General features: G+C 36.0%; 15 protein-coding genes and 1 other annotated feature. Of the genes, 3 read left to right on the top strand and 12 right to left on the bottom strand.

Features of this window, described 5'->3' with window-relative positions; genetic code table 11:
* Positions 1-7 precede the first annotated feature (7 nt).
* The gene (locus tag NKR74_RS02130) at positions 8-967 is read right to left on the bottom strand and encodes a DMT family transporter (protein ID WP_253628494.1); all 960 of its coding nucleotides are present in this window, start codon (positions 965-967) and stop codon (positions 8-10) included.
* Positions 968-1,236: 269 nt separating this feature from the next.
* Here NKR74_RS02130 and NKR74_RS02125 point away from each other — a divergent pair, with 269 nt between their 5' ends.
* Entirely contained in the window at positions 1,237-3,165 is a 1,929-nt protein-coding gene (locus NKR74_RS02125; RefSeq protein WP_253628493.1) for a heavy metal translocating P-type ATPase, read from the top strand.
* A 186-nt stretch (positions 3,166-3,351) separates the two neighbouring features.
* On the opposite strand, the gene NKR74_RS02120 is transcribed toward NKR74_RS02125, so the two are convergent.
* The 3 genes from NKR74_RS02120 to NKR74_RS02110 all read right to left on the bottom strand — a co-directional run bounded on the left by NKR74_RS02120 (position 3,352) and on the right by NKR74_RS02110 (position 5,355).
* Positions 3,352-4,221 carry a YihY/virulence factor BrkB family protein gene (locus tag NKR74_RS02120; RefSeq protein WP_253628492.1) on the bottom strand — a complete coding sequence of 290 codons (870 nt, stop codon included), beginning with the start codon at positions 4,219-4,221 and terminating at the stop codon, positions 3,352-3,354.
* 5 nt (positions 4,222-4,226) lie between these two features.
* On the bottom strand, positions 4,227-4,715 hold the full coding sequence (locus NKR74_RS02115; RefSeq protein WP_098311124.1) for a DUF4075 domain-containing protein: 489 nt from the start codon (positions 4,713-4,715) through the stop codon (positions 4,227-4,229).
* Between the two features lie 175 nt (positions 4,716-4,890).
* Entirely contained in the window at positions 4,891-5,355 is a 465-nt protein-coding gene (locus tag NKR74_RS02110; protein WP_253628491.1) for a low molecular weight protein-tyrosine-phosphatase, read from the bottom strand.
* 165 nt (positions 5,356-5,520) lie between these two features.
* On the opposite strand from NKR74_RS02110, the gene NKR74_RS02105 reads away from it, so the two are divergent.
* Positions 5,521-5,745 carry a DUF1128 domain-containing protein gene (locus NKR74_RS02105; protein WP_098311126.1) on the top strand — a complete coding sequence of 75 codons (225 nt, stop codon included), beginning with the start codon at positions 5,521-5,523 and terminating at the stop codon, positions 5,743-5,745.
* Between the two features lie 99 nt (positions 5,746-5,844).
* Here the strand turns inward: NKR74_RS02105 and NKR74_RS02100 are convergent, their stop codons facing one another.
* From NKR74_RS02100 to NKR74_RS02065, 8 genes are all read right to left on the bottom strand, one after another.
* A complete protein-coding gene (locus NKR74_RS02100; RefSeq protein ID WP_098311127.1) occupies positions 5,845-6,927 on the bottom strand; it encodes a toxic anion resistance protein in 1,083 nt (360 codons plus the stop codon).
* Between the two features lie 18 nt (positions 6,928-6,945).
* Positions 6,946-8,577, bottom strand: a complete 1,632-nt coding sequence (locus tag NKR74_RS02095) for a YceG family protein (protein WP_253628490.1) — start codon at positions 8,575-8,577, stop codon at positions 6,946-6,948.
* A 79-nt stretch (positions 8,578-8,656) separates the two neighbouring features.
* Entirely contained in the window at positions 8,657-9,442 is a 786-nt protein-coding gene (locus tag NKR74_RS02090; protein ID WP_098311129.1) for a TerC family protein, read from the bottom strand.
* A 73-nt stretch (positions 9,443-9,515) separates the two neighbouring features.
* Entirely contained in the window at positions 9,516-10,094 is a 579-nt protein-coding gene (locus NKR74_RS02085; protein ID WP_253628489.1) for a TerD family protein, read from the bottom strand.
* A gap of 29 nt (positions 10,095-10,123) precedes the next feature.
* Complete coding sequence (locus tag NKR74_RS02080; RefSeq protein ID WP_253628488.1) at positions 10,124-10,708, bottom strand: TerD family protein; 585 nt, start codon at positions 10,706-10,708, stop codon at positions 10,124-10,126.
* Between the two features lie 20 nt (positions 10,709-10,728).
* Positions 10,729-11,325 carry a TerD family protein gene (locus NKR74_RS02075; RefSeq protein WP_253628487.1) on the bottom strand — a complete coding sequence of 199 codons (597 nt, stop codon included), beginning with the start codon at positions 11,323-11,325 and terminating at the stop codon, positions 10,729-10,731.
* A 473-nt stretch (positions 11,326-11,798) separates the two neighbouring features.
* Positions 11,799-13,229: a proline--tRNA ligase gene (proS, locus tag NKR74_RS02070; protein ID WP_253628486.1), complete on the bottom strand. Its 1,431-nt coding sequence runs from the start codon at positions 13,227-13,229 to the stop codon at positions 11,799-11,801.
* Between the two features lie 45 nt (positions 13,230-13,274).
* Positions 13,275-13,478: a binding site (T-box leader), on the bottom strand.
* A 104-nt stretch (positions 13,479-13,582) separates the two neighbouring features.
* Positions 13,583-13,858 (bottom strand): YesK-like family protein, encoded by a 276-nt coding sequence (locus NKR74_RS02065; RefSeq protein ID WP_253628485.1) that lies wholly within the window; start codon positions 13,856-13,858, stop codon positions 13,583-13,585.
* 148 nt (positions 13,859-14,006) lie between these two features.
* Between NKR74_RS02065 and NKR74_RS02060 the strand changes: the two genes are divergently transcribed.
* Positions 14,007-15,320: an alkaline phosphatase family protein gene (locus NKR74_RS02060; protein WP_098309106.1), complete on the top strand. Its 1,314-nt coding sequence runs from the start codon at positions 14,007-14,009 to the stop codon at positions 15,318-15,320.
* Positions 15,321-15,403 lie beyond the last annotated feature (83 nt).

The following is a 15,403-nucleotide window of genomic DNA, read 5'->3' as shown; positions in this document are numbered from 1 at the left end:
GAGGCTCTTACTGAACCTCTTCATGCTGCTTTTGTATTTGCTCCGTTTTTTTCACCATAGGTGCACGATTCACCACAATGATTCCCGTCGCTACACATGCCAATCCAAACAATACGAAAGAATGAATCGCTTCACCCAAAATTAAGCTTGATAATATTACACCAAACACTGGAATGAAGAACATGTACATCGATACTTTTCCAACTTTGTTGTATTTCATCACTGTATTCCAAATACAAAATCCCGCTGCCGATAAGAAAGATAAGTATAGTAGCATAAGCAACGTTTGCATATGGAATGTAAATGGCATGAATCCAACTTGTAAAATCCCGATGAACAATAAACCTAAAGAACCAATAATCATTTGATATGCAGTCATATAGCCTACATCCATTGTTTTACTGCCTTCTTTCGCCAAAATGTTACCGTATGAGTACAGCATTGCTGCACCTAATAATAACAATTCGCCAATACCAAAATGAAAATCCATATTTCCTTTTGGAATATTTACAAGGACTACACCGCAAAACCCAATTGATACTCCAACGATTTTTCTCATATTTAATGAATCATCTTTATATAGAAAATGTGCTAATAAAATTTGAAAGAATGAAGATGTTCCAGAGATAACTGCTCCTTCAATCCCGGTGCTATAACTCATGCCAATATAAAAACAAATATATTGTAAAAACGTTTGAAACAAACCAATCTGAACAAGCTGCTTCGCTGTACCTTTTTGGAAAGATACATTTTTTCCTAATACTTTTAAAAAGAATAAGAGCATTAATCCCGCTATGAAAAATCGGTAACCTGCAAATAAAATTTGTTCACCTACTTCATGAGGTTGAATGTCTAACTGTACATAACTTAATTTAATAAATGGAAACGCACTGCCCCATAAAAAAGTTGCACTTAATGCCGCTACAAATACGCCGAGCGGATGTGTAAAAAATCTTTCTGTCTTCACGTGATGTCTTCCTTTCCGTACTTTTTACGAACAATATTCATATATAACAAAGCAAACTCAAAAACACAAGTATTTTCACTTCTAATCATTAAATAAAAAATCTTTCTATAAGTGGAAACATATGTTACAATTTAGAATAATAATAAAGTGAATAACTACACAGAATGTGTTTTCTAAGAAATGCTGCTATCCGTATGGATGGCAGCTTTCGTCATTTTATAAGGGTTTCGATGATGATTCTTTTTCTCAATAGAAAGGAGTAAAAAGCTATGAATTCACAAGTAAAAGTATTATCAACACAAACAACAACGCCAACTTCTCCATCCTGGTTGGAAACATTCCAAAAACATTATGAACTCATTTTTGCGATTACATCTGGAATTTTTATTTTGGCAGGTTGGTTACTAACAAAGAATGATATTACAACAGCTGCAACCATATTTTACGTATTAGCTTATGTAATTGGAGGTTATGCCAAAGCAAAAGAAGGGATTGAAGACACAATTGCAGAAAAAGAGCTGAACGTCGAAATGCTCATGATTTTTGCGGCTATCGGCTCAGCCATTATCGGCTACTGGACAGAAGGTGCCATATTAATCTTTATCTTCGCTTTAAGCGGAGCTATGGAAGCTTACACGCTGGATAAAAGTCAAAAAGAAATTTCAGCACTGCTCGACTTACAACCTGAAGAAGCACTGCGCATCTCTCGCGGAGTAGAAGAACGTATTTCAGTCCAGCAGCTGCATATTGGTGACATCATTTTAATTAAGCCAGGTGAACGTATTCCTGCTGACGGTGTAATTCACACTGGCGAAACAAATATTGATGAAGCTGCCATTTCAGGTGAACCAATTCCAAATGAAAAGAGACCAGGCGACGAAGTATTCGCGGGAACGGTTAACTTGCGCGGTGCCATTGAAGTGGAAATCACAAAACATAGCGATCAAACATTGTTCCAAAAAATTATTCGTCTCGTGCAAAATGCACAAAGTGAAAAATCTCCTTCACAACTTTTTATTGAAAAATTTGAAGGAACATATGTGAAAGGAGTACTTCTTGTTGTAGGGCTCATGATGTTTGTTCCTCACTATGCTCTTGACTGGAGCTGGAATGAAACATTTTACCGGGCAATGATTCTACTCGTTGTTGCTTCTCCTTGTGCGCTCGTTGCAGCCATTACACCAGCTACGTTATCGGCGATTTCAAACGGTGCAAGGCATGGCATCTTATTTAAAGGCGGTGTTCATTTAGAAAGACTCGCTTCATTAAAAGCCATTGCCTTTGATAAAACAGGTACATTAACACAAGGAAAACCAACAGTAACAGATGTATATACCCGTGATGGAGTATCTGAAAAAGAGTTACTGTACATTACAGCATCTATTGAAAGTCATTCTACACATCCTCTAGCAGAATCAATTGTTAAATATGCAAAACACGCATATGATATTACATTAACAAAACCAGAAAACGTAGAAGATGTAACCGGATTTGGCTTGAAAGGAATACTGCAAAACAAAGCTTATAAAATCGGGAAAGCTGATTTTATCGGTGCAGAAGCAACATTATTCCATAACGGCGTTTCAACACATTTAGAACAAGAAGGAAAAACTGTTGTATATATAGGCGATGAGAAAGGTATTCTTGGTATTATCGCCTTGAAAGATACACTACGCCAAGAAACAATTGCAGCAATTCACGAGCTTCAAGGCCTTGGTATCGAAGCGATTATGATTACAGGCGATAATGAACAAACGGCAAAAACCATCGCTGCTGAAAGTAATATTAAAGAGTATTATGCATCTTGCTTACCAGAAACAAAAGTGGAAGCAATAAAAGAATTGAAAAAGAAATATGGTACAGTGGCAATGGTCGGTGATGGCATTAATGATGCTCCTGCATTAGCCACAGCAAGTATTGGAGTTGCGATGGGAGAAGGAACTGATGTTGCTTTAGAAACTGCAGATGTTGTCTTGATGAAAAATGAACTTTCTCGCTTAGCACAAGCAATTCGCTTATCAAAACGAATGAATCGTATTGTAAAGCAAAACGTTACCTTTTCGTTGACAGTAATTATGCTGCTCATTTGTTCGAACTTCCTACAATTTTTAGCACTTCCATTAGGTGTCATCGGTCATGAAGGAAGTACCATTCTCGTTATTTTAAATGGGTTACGATTATTAAAAGCAAATAATTAAAAGGGTTCCAATATGGAACCCTTTTTTTAATGATAACCGTTATGTCCGTTTGCACTGCTGCTCGTTTTATGTTTTGGCTGTGAGCTGCTGTGTTGTTTACGTTGGTTTTTATCGTTTTTGCTATTGCCAGTTTTATTTTGGCCCATGAATAATCCCCCCTATTCCCTTTTAGTATGGAACAGAAGGTTACTTTTGATTACGGGAATTATTGTCACTCGTTCGATAATAATTCAAGAGTGCGTTAATTTCTCCACCAAGCAAAATCACCCAGCCAGTTAAATAAAACCATAATATTAAAATAATAATAGCACCGAGACTACCGTATGTATTAGAATAATTTCCAAAGTGATCGACATAGAATGCAAATGAATACGATGCCACAATCCATCCGATTGTAGCAAATAATGCTCCTGTTATCACTTCTCTTCTATTTACATGACGATTTGGAGCAAATTTATACAAAAAGCAAAATAAACCAAATAATACGAGAAAACTTAATAGTAATCGAACAATACTCCAAACAAGGGAAAATTCATGAGATAAACCTAAAATTTTAAAAATTGCTGATCCAATTACTTGGCCAAATACAGGTAAAATTAAAGCAAAAACAATCATAAAAATCGTTGCTAATGTTAATACAACTGACAATGCTCTTGTTGCAATATATGAACGTGTTTCAGTAATATCATAAGCACGATTAAATGCCTTCATCACAGCATTTACACCATTCGAAGCAAAATATAACATTGCAAGTAAACCAAACGATAATAATCCGCCATTTTGTTCACTTACTATTGTATCTACATTTGTTTCAATTAAACTCAATACATCTTCAGGAGCATAATTCTGTAAAAAGCCTAATACATCTTCTGTCTGAATTGGAATATATCCAAGAAGAGTTATTAAAAAAACAAGTGCTGGAAACATAGAAAGCAAGAAGAAATAGGCAAGCTGTGCTGATAAGCCTGCCACATCATCTCGCATTGTTCGATCATATAAGTCTTTCCCAAATGTGAAAACATGATGAGTTCTTGCTTGTTGTAAAAATGTTCTCATCTTTTTTAAACGCTTTTCTTTTCTTCTTGATTTTGTTCTAGCTCAATAAACGCTTCTGACTTCTTCTCTTCTACAATAGATTCCTTCGTACCGCTATCTTCTGCTACAATCAGTTCTTCTTCCGTCTTTAGCTCTTCTGTTGGTACAACCGCTTGAATTTCAATTGTTTCTGGTTTCTCTTTCGCATTATTCTTCTTCTTGTTAAAAATATCTTTCGTCTCTTTTAATGTTTCAACAACAGCTGGCGTTAATTTTTTAATTTCTGCCACTTTTGCTTTTACAACATTAAAGTCAGCAATTTCGCGCCCTTTATCTGTAACTGTTTGCATCTTCTCTTTTAGCTTTGCATTTTCACCAATTTCAATCATTTTTGTTTTCGCTTTTCCTGCCGTATACTTCACTTTCTCACGATTTTCTTTCTTTAACATAGAAACCGCCACACCTGCTGCCACACCGATCGCAATGTTTCGTACAATATTTCCCTTCTTTTCCATATTCCTTCACCCTTTCATCTATTTTGTTAGAAAGTTATCTCACTCTAACGGACAATGAATCCTAAAGGTGATAGCCTTGAGGTACCTCCCCATAAGAGCTCGATTGGTTTAACTAACCATAAGTAGCGATGCTCACCAATGGAAGTTTCACATTATACTTTCTGAACTAACATCCTTATATTCCTTGCTCATTTCGAATGAACGCTAACAATTTTGCACATCCTTCTGTTACAAGGTCATATACTTCTTGAAAGTTCCCTGTAAAATATGGATCCGGAACATCTGTCCAGCCACCGTCTGGAACAAAATCGGATAGTCTGCCAATATAGTCGCCTGCTTTTCCTAAAGCCTTTAAGTCGTCTAAGTTTTTATTGTCCATTGCAATTATGTAATCAAACTTTGTTAAGTCTTCTTTTTCTACTTGACGTGCTTTAATTCCTTCAAAGGACACTTCATTTTCTGTTAAAATTTTTTGTGTGCCATGATGAGGCGGGTGACCGATATGCCAATCTCCGGTTCCAGCAGAATCAACAGTAATCGCTTGTTCTAATCCTTCCTTTTTTACAAGCTCACGAAAAATTGCTTCTGCCATCGGAGAACGACAAATGTTTCCTAAACAAACAAATAAAACTCGAACCATATTTGTTTCTTCCCTTCATGATGCATTTGTTATATTTAGTATAAACAATCAACAATTACTTATAAAGGAAATAGGTACTAATTTAATACGAGTTCAAACTTCCGTTAACGAAAATGATAAAAAATGTTAAGATAAGTCTATGTTACTTTAAAAGGGGGCACTTTCGTGGATTTATCTGTAAAAACACAAGAAAACGTTGAATATATGGTAGAAGCAATTAAAGAAAAATTACGCATGGTAAACGCCGGAGCAATGAGAGCTTCAAATTTCAATGAAGATATGTATGAAGATTTACGTGACATTTATGAACACGTTATGAAACGCGAAACATTTAGTATTAGTGAGATGCAAGCTATTACAGAAGAATTAGGCTCATTAATTAAAAAATAAAATAAAAAGGCAATGAGGAGCATCCTCATTGCCTTTTTTATCTCGCTATTCGCGGGCAGTAAGCCTCCCACTTATGGAAGTTTCACTTCATATCAGTCATTATCCTTGCATTTCCTTTTTAATTCTATCCGTTAAGTCTGCCATACGCTTACGGCTTTCTTCACGCTCACGTTTGTTTTGCTCTTCAATTTGTTTTGTTTCTTGAACACCTTTAGAGATAATGTTCCAAGTCTCTTCAAGAGTTTCCATCTTAATACTTGAAGAACCCGCCAATTTTGCTACTTCTACACTTTGCGTCGCGATATTTTGTGCATTTCTCTTCAATAGCTCGTTTGTGCGGCGATCAAGTTCTGCCATTGAATCAGCAACAAGCTTTTGACGTTTTGCATTTACGGCTTGAATAATACCATTTTTAAAAATAGGAATTGTCGTAATAAACGCTGTATTAATTTTCCCTATTAACTTGTTGTTACCACGTTGAATCATACGAATTTGCGGTGCTGTTAATAGTGCAACCATACGCGCTTTTTCTAAATCGTCAATGCGTTGCTCTAAAATCTCTACAGAGTTTTTTAATGATTCCAGCTCGATTCCTGCAAGTTGATCATTGTTACGAACGCGCTCTTCATACATTGGAACTAATTCTGTTTGCAGACGCTCAAGTAGCATTTCACCCGCAACAACGTATTTCTCTAAATCTAAATAGTATTTTAAGTTTTGATCATACAAACCATCTAACGTACCGATTGAACGCTTCATTTCATCTTGATATTTCGTGATTTCCACGTATACTTTATCCATTTCGCGTCCCATCGTTTGATACTTATTAAAGATTTGTTCAATCATTTGATTTCCTTTTTTAAATAAACGAGAGAAAAAACCGCCTTTTTCTTCAACGAAATCCTTACTGTCAAACTTGTCCATAATTTTCCCAAGCTGTTTTAATAGCTCACCGGAATCTTCTACCTTAGATAATGTCATCGTCTGTAAAATTTGATCAGCAAATCGAGAAATTTCTACAGATGGCTCTTTTCCTAGCTCAATTAATTCCAATTGATCTTTTATATCCACCGCATTATAGATGCGCTGTACTTCAGGATCTTGTCTTAACTGGAGACGAATATCTTGTGATGTTTGCTCGTTCAATTCTGTTGTTTTTGAATCTAATACAATCGGATTCATATATGGATCTTCCTTCCTTTATAAAAATGGACGAAATAGCCCTTTTAAAGTATTTGATAAATTTTTATAGGCCGATGGGCCGTGAAACTCTACATCAAAACTCACTTCTTCTAACCAATGTGAGTCAAAAGCTCCCGCTTCAATGTACTGCTCAATATCATTACGTCCTGTCGGATTAAAATGTAAAACATCTACACCAATGTGATTTAAAAAGAGCATTAATACCGCATCGGAACGCGTAAGCTCTCCACTTTTTTCGTTGTTAAATATGACTATTTTTGGTACTTCTTGCGAATAGTCGAATTTCTCAAGCTGTTCAAGTATGTTCGGCGGAATTTGTGAAAGCTGCGCAAACACATATAAAGCAGCATCTTGCTCTATCTCTGTTCCCATTCTCTTGTAAACCTTACTTTCACATGTATGAATAATCGCTTCAGCAATGCCGTATTGTAATCCTTCCGGTAAGCGTTTATGCGGCCACCAATGACTTTGAAGGATTTTCTGTGCATGAAGCTTTCCAGAACGATCTAATGCATCGCGATAATGGAATTGAAAATTGGCTTTCTGTTCTTTCGTAAACGGAAATTGATTTATTAATATACTGTTTTCATACGATGTTAACATTTTCAATCTTTGAAAATATTCTTTCTCATTTTTAGAAACACCGGACACTTTTGCGAATAACGATGGAATATAAATATGTTGATTTTCTACAAAGAATGTTGGTCTTATAAATGCCTTCTCTTTCGTAAGGATAAACAGTTCATCATATGTTGTCTTTAATGTACGCGCAACTGGCGTATATGCTCGAAATTGCCACGGTTTATATAAGAGTGAATTATCATGATGAAGCACTTGCTCAATTTCTTTCGACGCTTGATATGCAACTGTTGCAACGCGCTCCCGCTTTTTATCTGGAAATGGTTCAAGTGAAATCCGGCTCGGATGCGAAATTACAAATGTTCGATTTTCTTCATCGACCTGTGCAAATCCATCTTTTCCTTCTGGATGATAATACAATACATCACATCCGAGCATAATAAGAAAGTATAAAAAGTAAATTTGACTCTCTGACGCATCACCATACCATATAATTTGAGGCATTTGTACTTTGTAATCCTTTTGTGAAAACCATTTTGAAACGTAATTTTCACTTAGCTTAATCATATCAATTAAAAAACGGCGGAAACCCTCTGTTTTTAACGATTGATTGTGCTGTTTTTCGTACAGCTTTAAAATTGAAATAAAAGTTGTATGTATGTAGTGTTGTATATCTGGATGGTCAACTTCAGGCAACAAACGTTTTCCCGACAAATGAGCAACGAGACGATTTACAGTTAAGCCGTTTGGTGCTTGTTGATGTAATGAAAAAACTTCTTGAATATCACGAAGCTTCTCTGAAGGAATGACTTTATTTAAATTTTGTTCATGAAACACGGTGATATTCTCATTTTGACTATAATCAAATAACTGGTTATAGTATCCATCCACATCATTCGGTACACCAAGAATGCGGCATCCGACATAGCTAAAATGTATATCATTCTCTGTCAATTCATAATGCGGGCGCTTTGCTAAACCCATTTCAAATTGTTTAAATGCTTCTTCCCCGCTTAATGCATGTGGGTGAAATATAAAACGTGAAAACACACTCGTTCACCTCCAAACGAAACGTTTATAAAAAATGGGCGCCCATGTAAAGAGCAAGCCCATTTAGTCTATTAACCTATTAATCTTCTTTCTTAGAAGCCGCCACCTCTTCACGAGTTTGGCGAGATGTTTTCATATTATGCACAATAAATGTAGCCCCAAATGCAACAACTAAAATCGTAAAGAACATCCAATGCGGCATTTCAATATGGAATACAGAAAGGAACATTTTTACAGCAATAATTGCAATTAATATATATGCTGTCGTTTCAAGCTCTGGAATACGTTCTAGTAATCTTAAAAATACACCTGCAATACCACGCATCATTAAAATACCAAGCATTCCTCCAAGAAGCAAAATCCATACTTCATTTGAAACACCAAATGCCGCAAGAACGCTATCTACAGAGAACGCGATATCCATTAGTTCGACCATTACAACTGTTCCCCAGAACATGCCAAACATTCTAAATAGAATGCTATCTTGCTTCATACCATGAGCTTCTTCGTCTTCATTTTCTTTAGATTTATCAATGAAGTGTTTCAAAGAAAGCCATGCAAGGTAAAGGGCACCAAACACTTTTACCCACCATAATTTAATTAAGTACATACCAATTCCGATGGCAAGAAAACGAAATACATACGCACCAATAAGTCCGTAAAATAAAGCTTTTTTACGCTTTTCTGCTGGAAGGTGTTTTACCATAACCGCTAATACAAGTGCGTTATCAGCAGATAACAACCCTTCCAAAACAACAAGCGTACCAATTAATCCCCAAGATACTGGATCTGTTAATACTTTTACCCACATATCCCAATCAAAGAACTGGGCATACGTATCAAGGATTCCGTGTAAAATCTCCATATCGTTGTTGACTCCTATTCTCTTTGTAAATTTCTAAAAAGCGGAAAAGAAGGAAACGAAAGTCGCTTCCTTCTTACGCATCCAAGCCGTACGCTCTTACAAGCGCACCTAGTCCACCTTGGAAGCCGCTTCCGACAGCATTAAACTTCCACTGTCCATTATGACGGTATAATTCACAAAAGACAACTGCTGTTTCAATGGAGAAATCTTCCCCTAAATCATAGCGAATCACTTCTTCATGTGTTTCTTCGTTGGCTAAACGAACAAAAGCATTGGCAACTTGTCCAAAGTTTTGACGGCGCCCCTCCGCATCATAAATCGTTACTGTAATGGCAATACGATGTACATCAGCCGGTACCTTACTTAGGTCAACAACTAATTGCTCATCATCACCTTCACCTTCTCCAGTTCGATTATCACCTGTATGTGTAACAGAACCACAAGGAGATTGTAAATTATTATAAAAGATAAAGTCTGTTTCCTTCGTACATTTACCATCTTGATTTAATAAGAAAGCCGATGCATCTAAATCATAATCAGATCCGCCGTCATATTGTTTAATATCCCAGCCAAGACCAATCATTGCTTTCGTAAGGCCTGGGCTTGTCTTACCTAAATCAATTTTTTGGCCTTTTTGTAACTGAATGACCATATCTATTCACCTCTATTTACACAGATTCTTTACTCTACATCTAAACCAAAGTTTTTACATAAAGCTGCTAATCCGCCTTGGAAGCCGCTTCCAATCGCATTGAACTTCCAGTCATTGTTATGGCGATATAATTCACCTACTACAACCGCTGTTTCAATTGAGAAGTCTTCACCTAAATCATAGCGAATTAGCTCTGTATTCTTCTCTTCATCTAAAATGCGTACAAAGGAGTTAGATACTTGTCCAAAATTTTGACGACGACCTTCTCCATCATAAATTGTAATCGTAAAACAAATGCGTTCAATATGCGCAGGAACATTTTTCAAATCTACCTTAATTGTTTCATCGTCTCCTGCACCGTCTCCTGTACGGTTATCCCCTAAATGCTGTACAGAACCATTCGCTCCAGTTGGATTGTTGTAGAAAACAAAATCTTCTCCTCCACCAACTTTACCGTTTGCACCAACTAAGAAAATACTTACGTCTAAATCAAAATCAGCTTGTCCATCATATTTATTTGTATCCCAGCCAAGACCAACAATTACTTTTGAAAGACCTGGATTTGTTTTCGTTAAATCTACTTTTTGTCCTTTTTGTAATGAAATAGCTGCCATATATAGCGCCTCCTTAGAGATTATTGATAACGTGTTACAATTTCGCTTAAGTTTTTAGCTTGTGCTCCGTCTCCAATTGCAGAGAATTTCCATTCACTGTTATCACGATATATTTCACCAGCAATTAGCGTCGTCTTTCCGCCGTAGTTATCCGTTAAATTATAACGTACCAACTCTTCATGTGTTTGTGGATTTTGAATACGAATATACGCATTATGAATCATTCCAAAGTCTTGACGACGATTCACACAATCATAAATATTTACAACAAATATTAAGCGGTTCACTCTAGATGGAACTTTTGATAGTTCCACAAAGATCGTTTCATCATCGCCCGCTCCTTCACCTGTTAAATTATCACCTGAATGAACAATACTTCCGCAAGAAGATAATTTATTTCCAAAATAAATAAGGTCATGTTTATTTAAAAAGCGATCATTTTCAAGCATAATTACAGATGCATCACAGTCAATATTTGGCTTACTTCCAAACAATGAAGATAAAAATCCACCTGATTTTCCCATCGGATCCCAACCTAAACCAACTTGTAACTTTGTTAGACCAGGTTGTCCTTTCGTTAAGTCGATCTTCTGTCCTTTTTCTAAAATAATAGGCATGAAGTCTCTTCCTTTCTACAAATCACTTTCCACCTAGGAAAATATTGTATTCTTTCTTTATATTGTAGCATTTTTCATAGATTGAGAAAAAGAATAATTTATCAATTATACGAAAACACCTATTTGATTTCATCATACTGATGTAAGAAGTAGAAATTTATCGAACAATCTATGCACAATTTTTTTATTTAACCTTTCACATTGTAAGCGCTTTCTGTTATATTGATTATAGGTAGGATAGCACCGGTGGCTATCAAAGCATATGGCGAAGGCGGGGCCAATGCTGTGGGTGGGATAAAAGAGTTATCCTTCTCATTTATTATACGAACCTAATTTTCTAACAGCTCAAAATGTTGATTGACAAAGCTATGGTAGCAGCTATATACCTTATAAAAATTTTTAAAAAGTGAAATCCTTTTGTGTTTGGATTTCACTCTTTTTTCTTTTAAATTAAAATAAATCATTTGAACTACTTAATACGCCTTACCCCAATACACCATATGCTTCGCATCTTTCTCACAGCACACACATTGTTTAGCTAATTCCTCTTGTTCAAATGGCATACAACGTGATGTAACACCTACTTCTTCTTTCAACTTCTCTTCACAAGCAAGGCTTCCGCACCACATCGCTTTAATAAACCCTTGTTTTTCTTCTGCTACTTGTTTCATTTCTTCAAAAGTAGTAGCTATATATGTTTTTTCTTCACGAAATACTTTTGCTTTTTCAAAAAGAGACCGCTGAATGTCATCAAGTAATGTTGTAATACGTTCTTCTAATTCGTTTATAGATACAAATTCTTTCTCTTTTGTATCACGGCGTACAAGGACAACTTGATTTTTTTCAATATCTTTCGGCCCTACTTCTAAGCGAATTGGTACTCCCTTCATCTCATATTCATTAAACTTCCAGCCTGGTGTTTTGTTGCTTGCATCCATTTTCACACGCGCAACTTTCTGAATACGAGTTTGAAGCTCAGTTGCTTTTTCTAACACGCCTTCTTTGTGCTGGGCAATTGGTACAATCATCACTTGCGTTGGCGCAATCTTTGGTGGTAACACAAGTCCATTATTATCGCTGTGCACCATAATAAGTGCACCAATCATTCTCGTTGTTACACCCCAAGATGTTTGATGTGCATACTGCCATTTTCCATTTCGATCTAAAAATTTAATATCAAACGCCTCGGTGAAGTTAGTGCCAAAGTTATGTGACGTGCCCGTCTGTAGTGCCTTACCATCATGCATTAAACTTTCAATTGTATAAGTTGCTTTAGCACCTGCAAACTTTTCTTTTTCCGTCTTCTGCCCTTTTATAACTGGAATAGCTAAATACTCTTCACAAAACGACGCATATATATCTAAAATATTAAGCGTTTCTTGCTGTGATTCTTCCGCTGTTTCATGAATTGTATGACCTTCTTGCCATAAAAATTCAGTTGTGCGTAAGAACGGACGCGTTGTTTTTTCCCAACGTACAACTGAACACCATTGGTTATATAACTTTGGTAAATCATTATACGACTGAACAATTTTCGAGAAGTGCTCACAGAATAACGTTTCTGATGTTGGGCGAACACAAAGACGCTCTGCTAATTCTTCACTTCCTCCATGTGTAACCCACGCTACTTCTGGTGCAAAACCTTCCACATGATCTTTCTCTTTTTGAAGTAAACTTTCTGGAATAAACATTGGCATATACACATTTTCATGCCCTGTTTCTTTTAATTTTCCGTCCATCACTTTTTGAATATTTTCCCAGATCCCATAACCATATGGACGTAAAATCATACATCCTTTTACACTTGAATAATCAACAAGCTCAGCTTTCTTTACAATATCGGTATACCACTGTGCGAAATCTTCTTCCATTTTTGTAATGGCTTGTACTTGTTCTTTTACCATCTACTTTTCCTCCTTCAAAAAAATAAAAAAAGCCCGTGTCCCTATAATAGGGACCGAGCTTTTGCCGGCGTTACCACCCTGATTCATATACAACATGTATATGCTCTCTTGTTTGATAACGGGAATTTCCCGCTGCATATGCAGAACTCAAAGGTAGGTTCCATATTATCTTTTAAGAATCTCTCAGCCACTGGATTCTCTCTCTGCAAAAAGATTGAACATGTACTAATCCTTTTTCATCGTCATAACGATATAAATTTGTTGATTATCATAATACACACTTTGTTGTAAAGCAATATAAAATTTTCTGATTCTTGTATATTCTTTTCATTTTATTTTGTTTTATACTTGTATTATATATATTTATCTCGAAAAAATTTTACGACTTGGTGAAGTAACATCCCAGTAATTGTTCCGATTAGGATAAAGAAACATAGAAAACCATATGCCATGCCTTCCCATCCACCAATGAAAAACAATGTGAATAAAAAACAAACGAAACAAATTATAATCACAATAAGTCCAAAGGCAATGTCAAACGAACGATTCGGAAAGCTTTTCCGTAACATAAACGAAATAAAAAAAACAACAACCGTTGTGATAATACTGATTATCCAAAAGATCTCCACCTTTTCCACCCCCTTCTCCTCCTAAATATATTATATGTTATAAAGTCCGAAAATTTTAAAAATACTTTTTTAAAAGATAAGTTTTTATCACAAAGTACTAATAGTAATATATATAAATAGGATATAGAAACTTGTGGAGGTATTTTCTATGAACAAACCTGCAACAAAACATGTTATTGTTTTATCTTTTGATTGTTTATCGGCTTTAGATTTTCCTATATTACAAACACTTCCTCACTTTCGTTCTTTACTAAAACATGGTGCGTACGCTGAAAAAGTCGAGAGTATTTATCCATCTGTTACATATCCAAGTCATGCAACGATTGTGACAGGAAATTATCCTGCAAAACATGGTGTTGTAAACAATACACTACTGCAACCTGGAAAAGAATCACCCGACTGGCACTGGTACCGCCGTTCTATTAAAGGAACAACCCTTTATGATGAAGCGCGAAAGGCAAACTTAAAAACAGCAGCACTTCTATGGCCTGTCACAGGAAGAGCAAAAATTGATTACAACATGCCAGAAATTTTCCCAAATCGGCCATGGCAAAATCAAGTACTCGTCTCCCTATTCAGTGGAAGTCCATTGTATCAACTAGAATTAAATCAGCGCTTTGGTCATATTCGGAACGGTTTGTCACAACCAGAGCTAGATAATTTTGTTCTCGCTTCTGCGGTACACACAATTCAAACGAAAAAGCCAAACCTTATGTTTGTTCACTTTACCGATTTAGATACACAGCGCCATTACCATGGATTTTCTTCTGAAGAAACAGTAGCAGCTATTCATCGCCACGACAAACGTCTAGGTGCAATTGTTGAGGCGTTAAAAGAAAGCGGCATTTATGAAGAAACAACTATCATTGCACTTGGGGATCATAGCGCATTAGATGAGCATAAGGCTATTCAATTAAATGTCTTATTGCGTGAAAAAGGATTCCTTACTGTGAATAAAAAAGGAGAAGTAACAAATTGGAAAGCTTATTGCCAAAGCTGTGATGGTTCAGCATATGTATACGTAAAAGATAAAAATGATACAGACACAATTGGAAGTTTGCACCGTTTACTGCAAGAAATCATGCAAGATGACCAAAACGGAATTGAGTTTTTATTAACAGATGAAGAAGCAAAAGATCGCGGAGCTGATGGAAATTGCCTCTTTATGCTTGAGGCTCGAGAAGGGTATTACTTTTTAGAAAATCATACTGGAGACCTGATAAGAGAGATTACAAGAGAAGATGTGACCTCTAGTAAAAAATATACGTTTGGTACTCATGGCTATTCTCCATCAAAACCAAATTACGAAACAATTTTCATGGCAGCTGGTAAGGGTATTCGTCAAGGAGCAATTATTCCACGTATGCGACTTATTGATGAAGGTCCTACGATTGCAAGATTGCTTGGATTACATCTTGGTGAAACAGATGGCACTGTAATAGAAGAGTTATTGCAATTGTAAAGTTGTGTAAAAAATATGTAAACATTCAGTTAGTTTCTCTTTTTTATAAACGCCTTTTTGTACAATAACATTAGATTAGTTGA

It is taken from the genome of Bacillus sp. 3103sda1, from assembly GCF_024159135.1.
Classification (GTDB): Bacteria; Bacillota; Bacilli; order Bacillales; family Bacillaceae_G; genus Bacillus_A; species Bacillus_A rhizoplanae.
This window is presented reverse-complemented; position numbering and strand designations above follow the sequence as displayed.

Excerpts from the sequence above, each read along its gene's own strand:
- NKR74_RS02125 (WP_253628493.1), top strand. The coding sequence starts at position 1,237 with ATGAATTCACAAGTAAAAGTATTATCAACACAAACAACAACGCCAACT.
- NKR74_RS02120 (WP_253628492.1), bottom strand. The coding sequence starts at position 4,221 with ATGAGAACATTTTTACAACAAGCAAGAACTCATCATGTTTTCACATTT.
- NKR74_RS02115 (WP_098311124.1), bottom strand. The coding sequence starts at position 4,715 with ATGGAAAAGAAGGGAAATATTGTACGAAACATTGCGATCGGTGTGGCA.
- NKR74_RS02110 (WP_253628491.1), bottom strand. The coding sequence starts at position 5,355 with ATGGTTCGAGTTTTATTTGTTTGTTTAGGAAACATTTGTCGTTCTCCG.
- NKR74_RS02100 (WP_098311127.1), bottom strand. The coding sequence starts at position 6,927 with ATGAATCCGATTGTATTAGATTCAAAAACAACAGAATTGAACGAGCAA.
- NKR74_RS02090 (WP_098311129.1), bottom strand. The coding sequence starts at position 9,442 with ATGGAGATTTTACACGGAATCCTTGATACGTATGCCCAGTTCTTTGAT.
- NKR74_RS02085 (WP_253628489.1), bottom strand. The coding sequence starts at position 10,094 with ATGGTCATTCAGTTACAAAAAGGCCAAAAAATTGATTTAGGTAAGACA.
- NKR74_RS02080 (WP_253628488.1), bottom strand. The coding sequence starts at position 10,708 with ATGGCAGCTATTTCATTACAAAAAGGACAAAAAGTAGATTTAACGAAA.
- NKR74_RS02075 (WP_253628487.1), bottom strand. The coding sequence starts at position 11,325 with ATGCCTATTATTTTAGAAAAAGGACAGAAGATCGACTTAACGAAAGGA.
- proS (WP_253628486.1), bottom strand. The coding sequence starts at position 13,229 with ATGGTAAAAGAACAAGTACAAGCCATTACAAAAATGGAAGAAGATTTC.
- NKR74_RS02060 (WP_098309106.1), top strand. The coding sequence starts at position 14,007 with ATGAACAAACCTGCAACAAAACATGTTATTGTTTTATCTTTTGATTGT.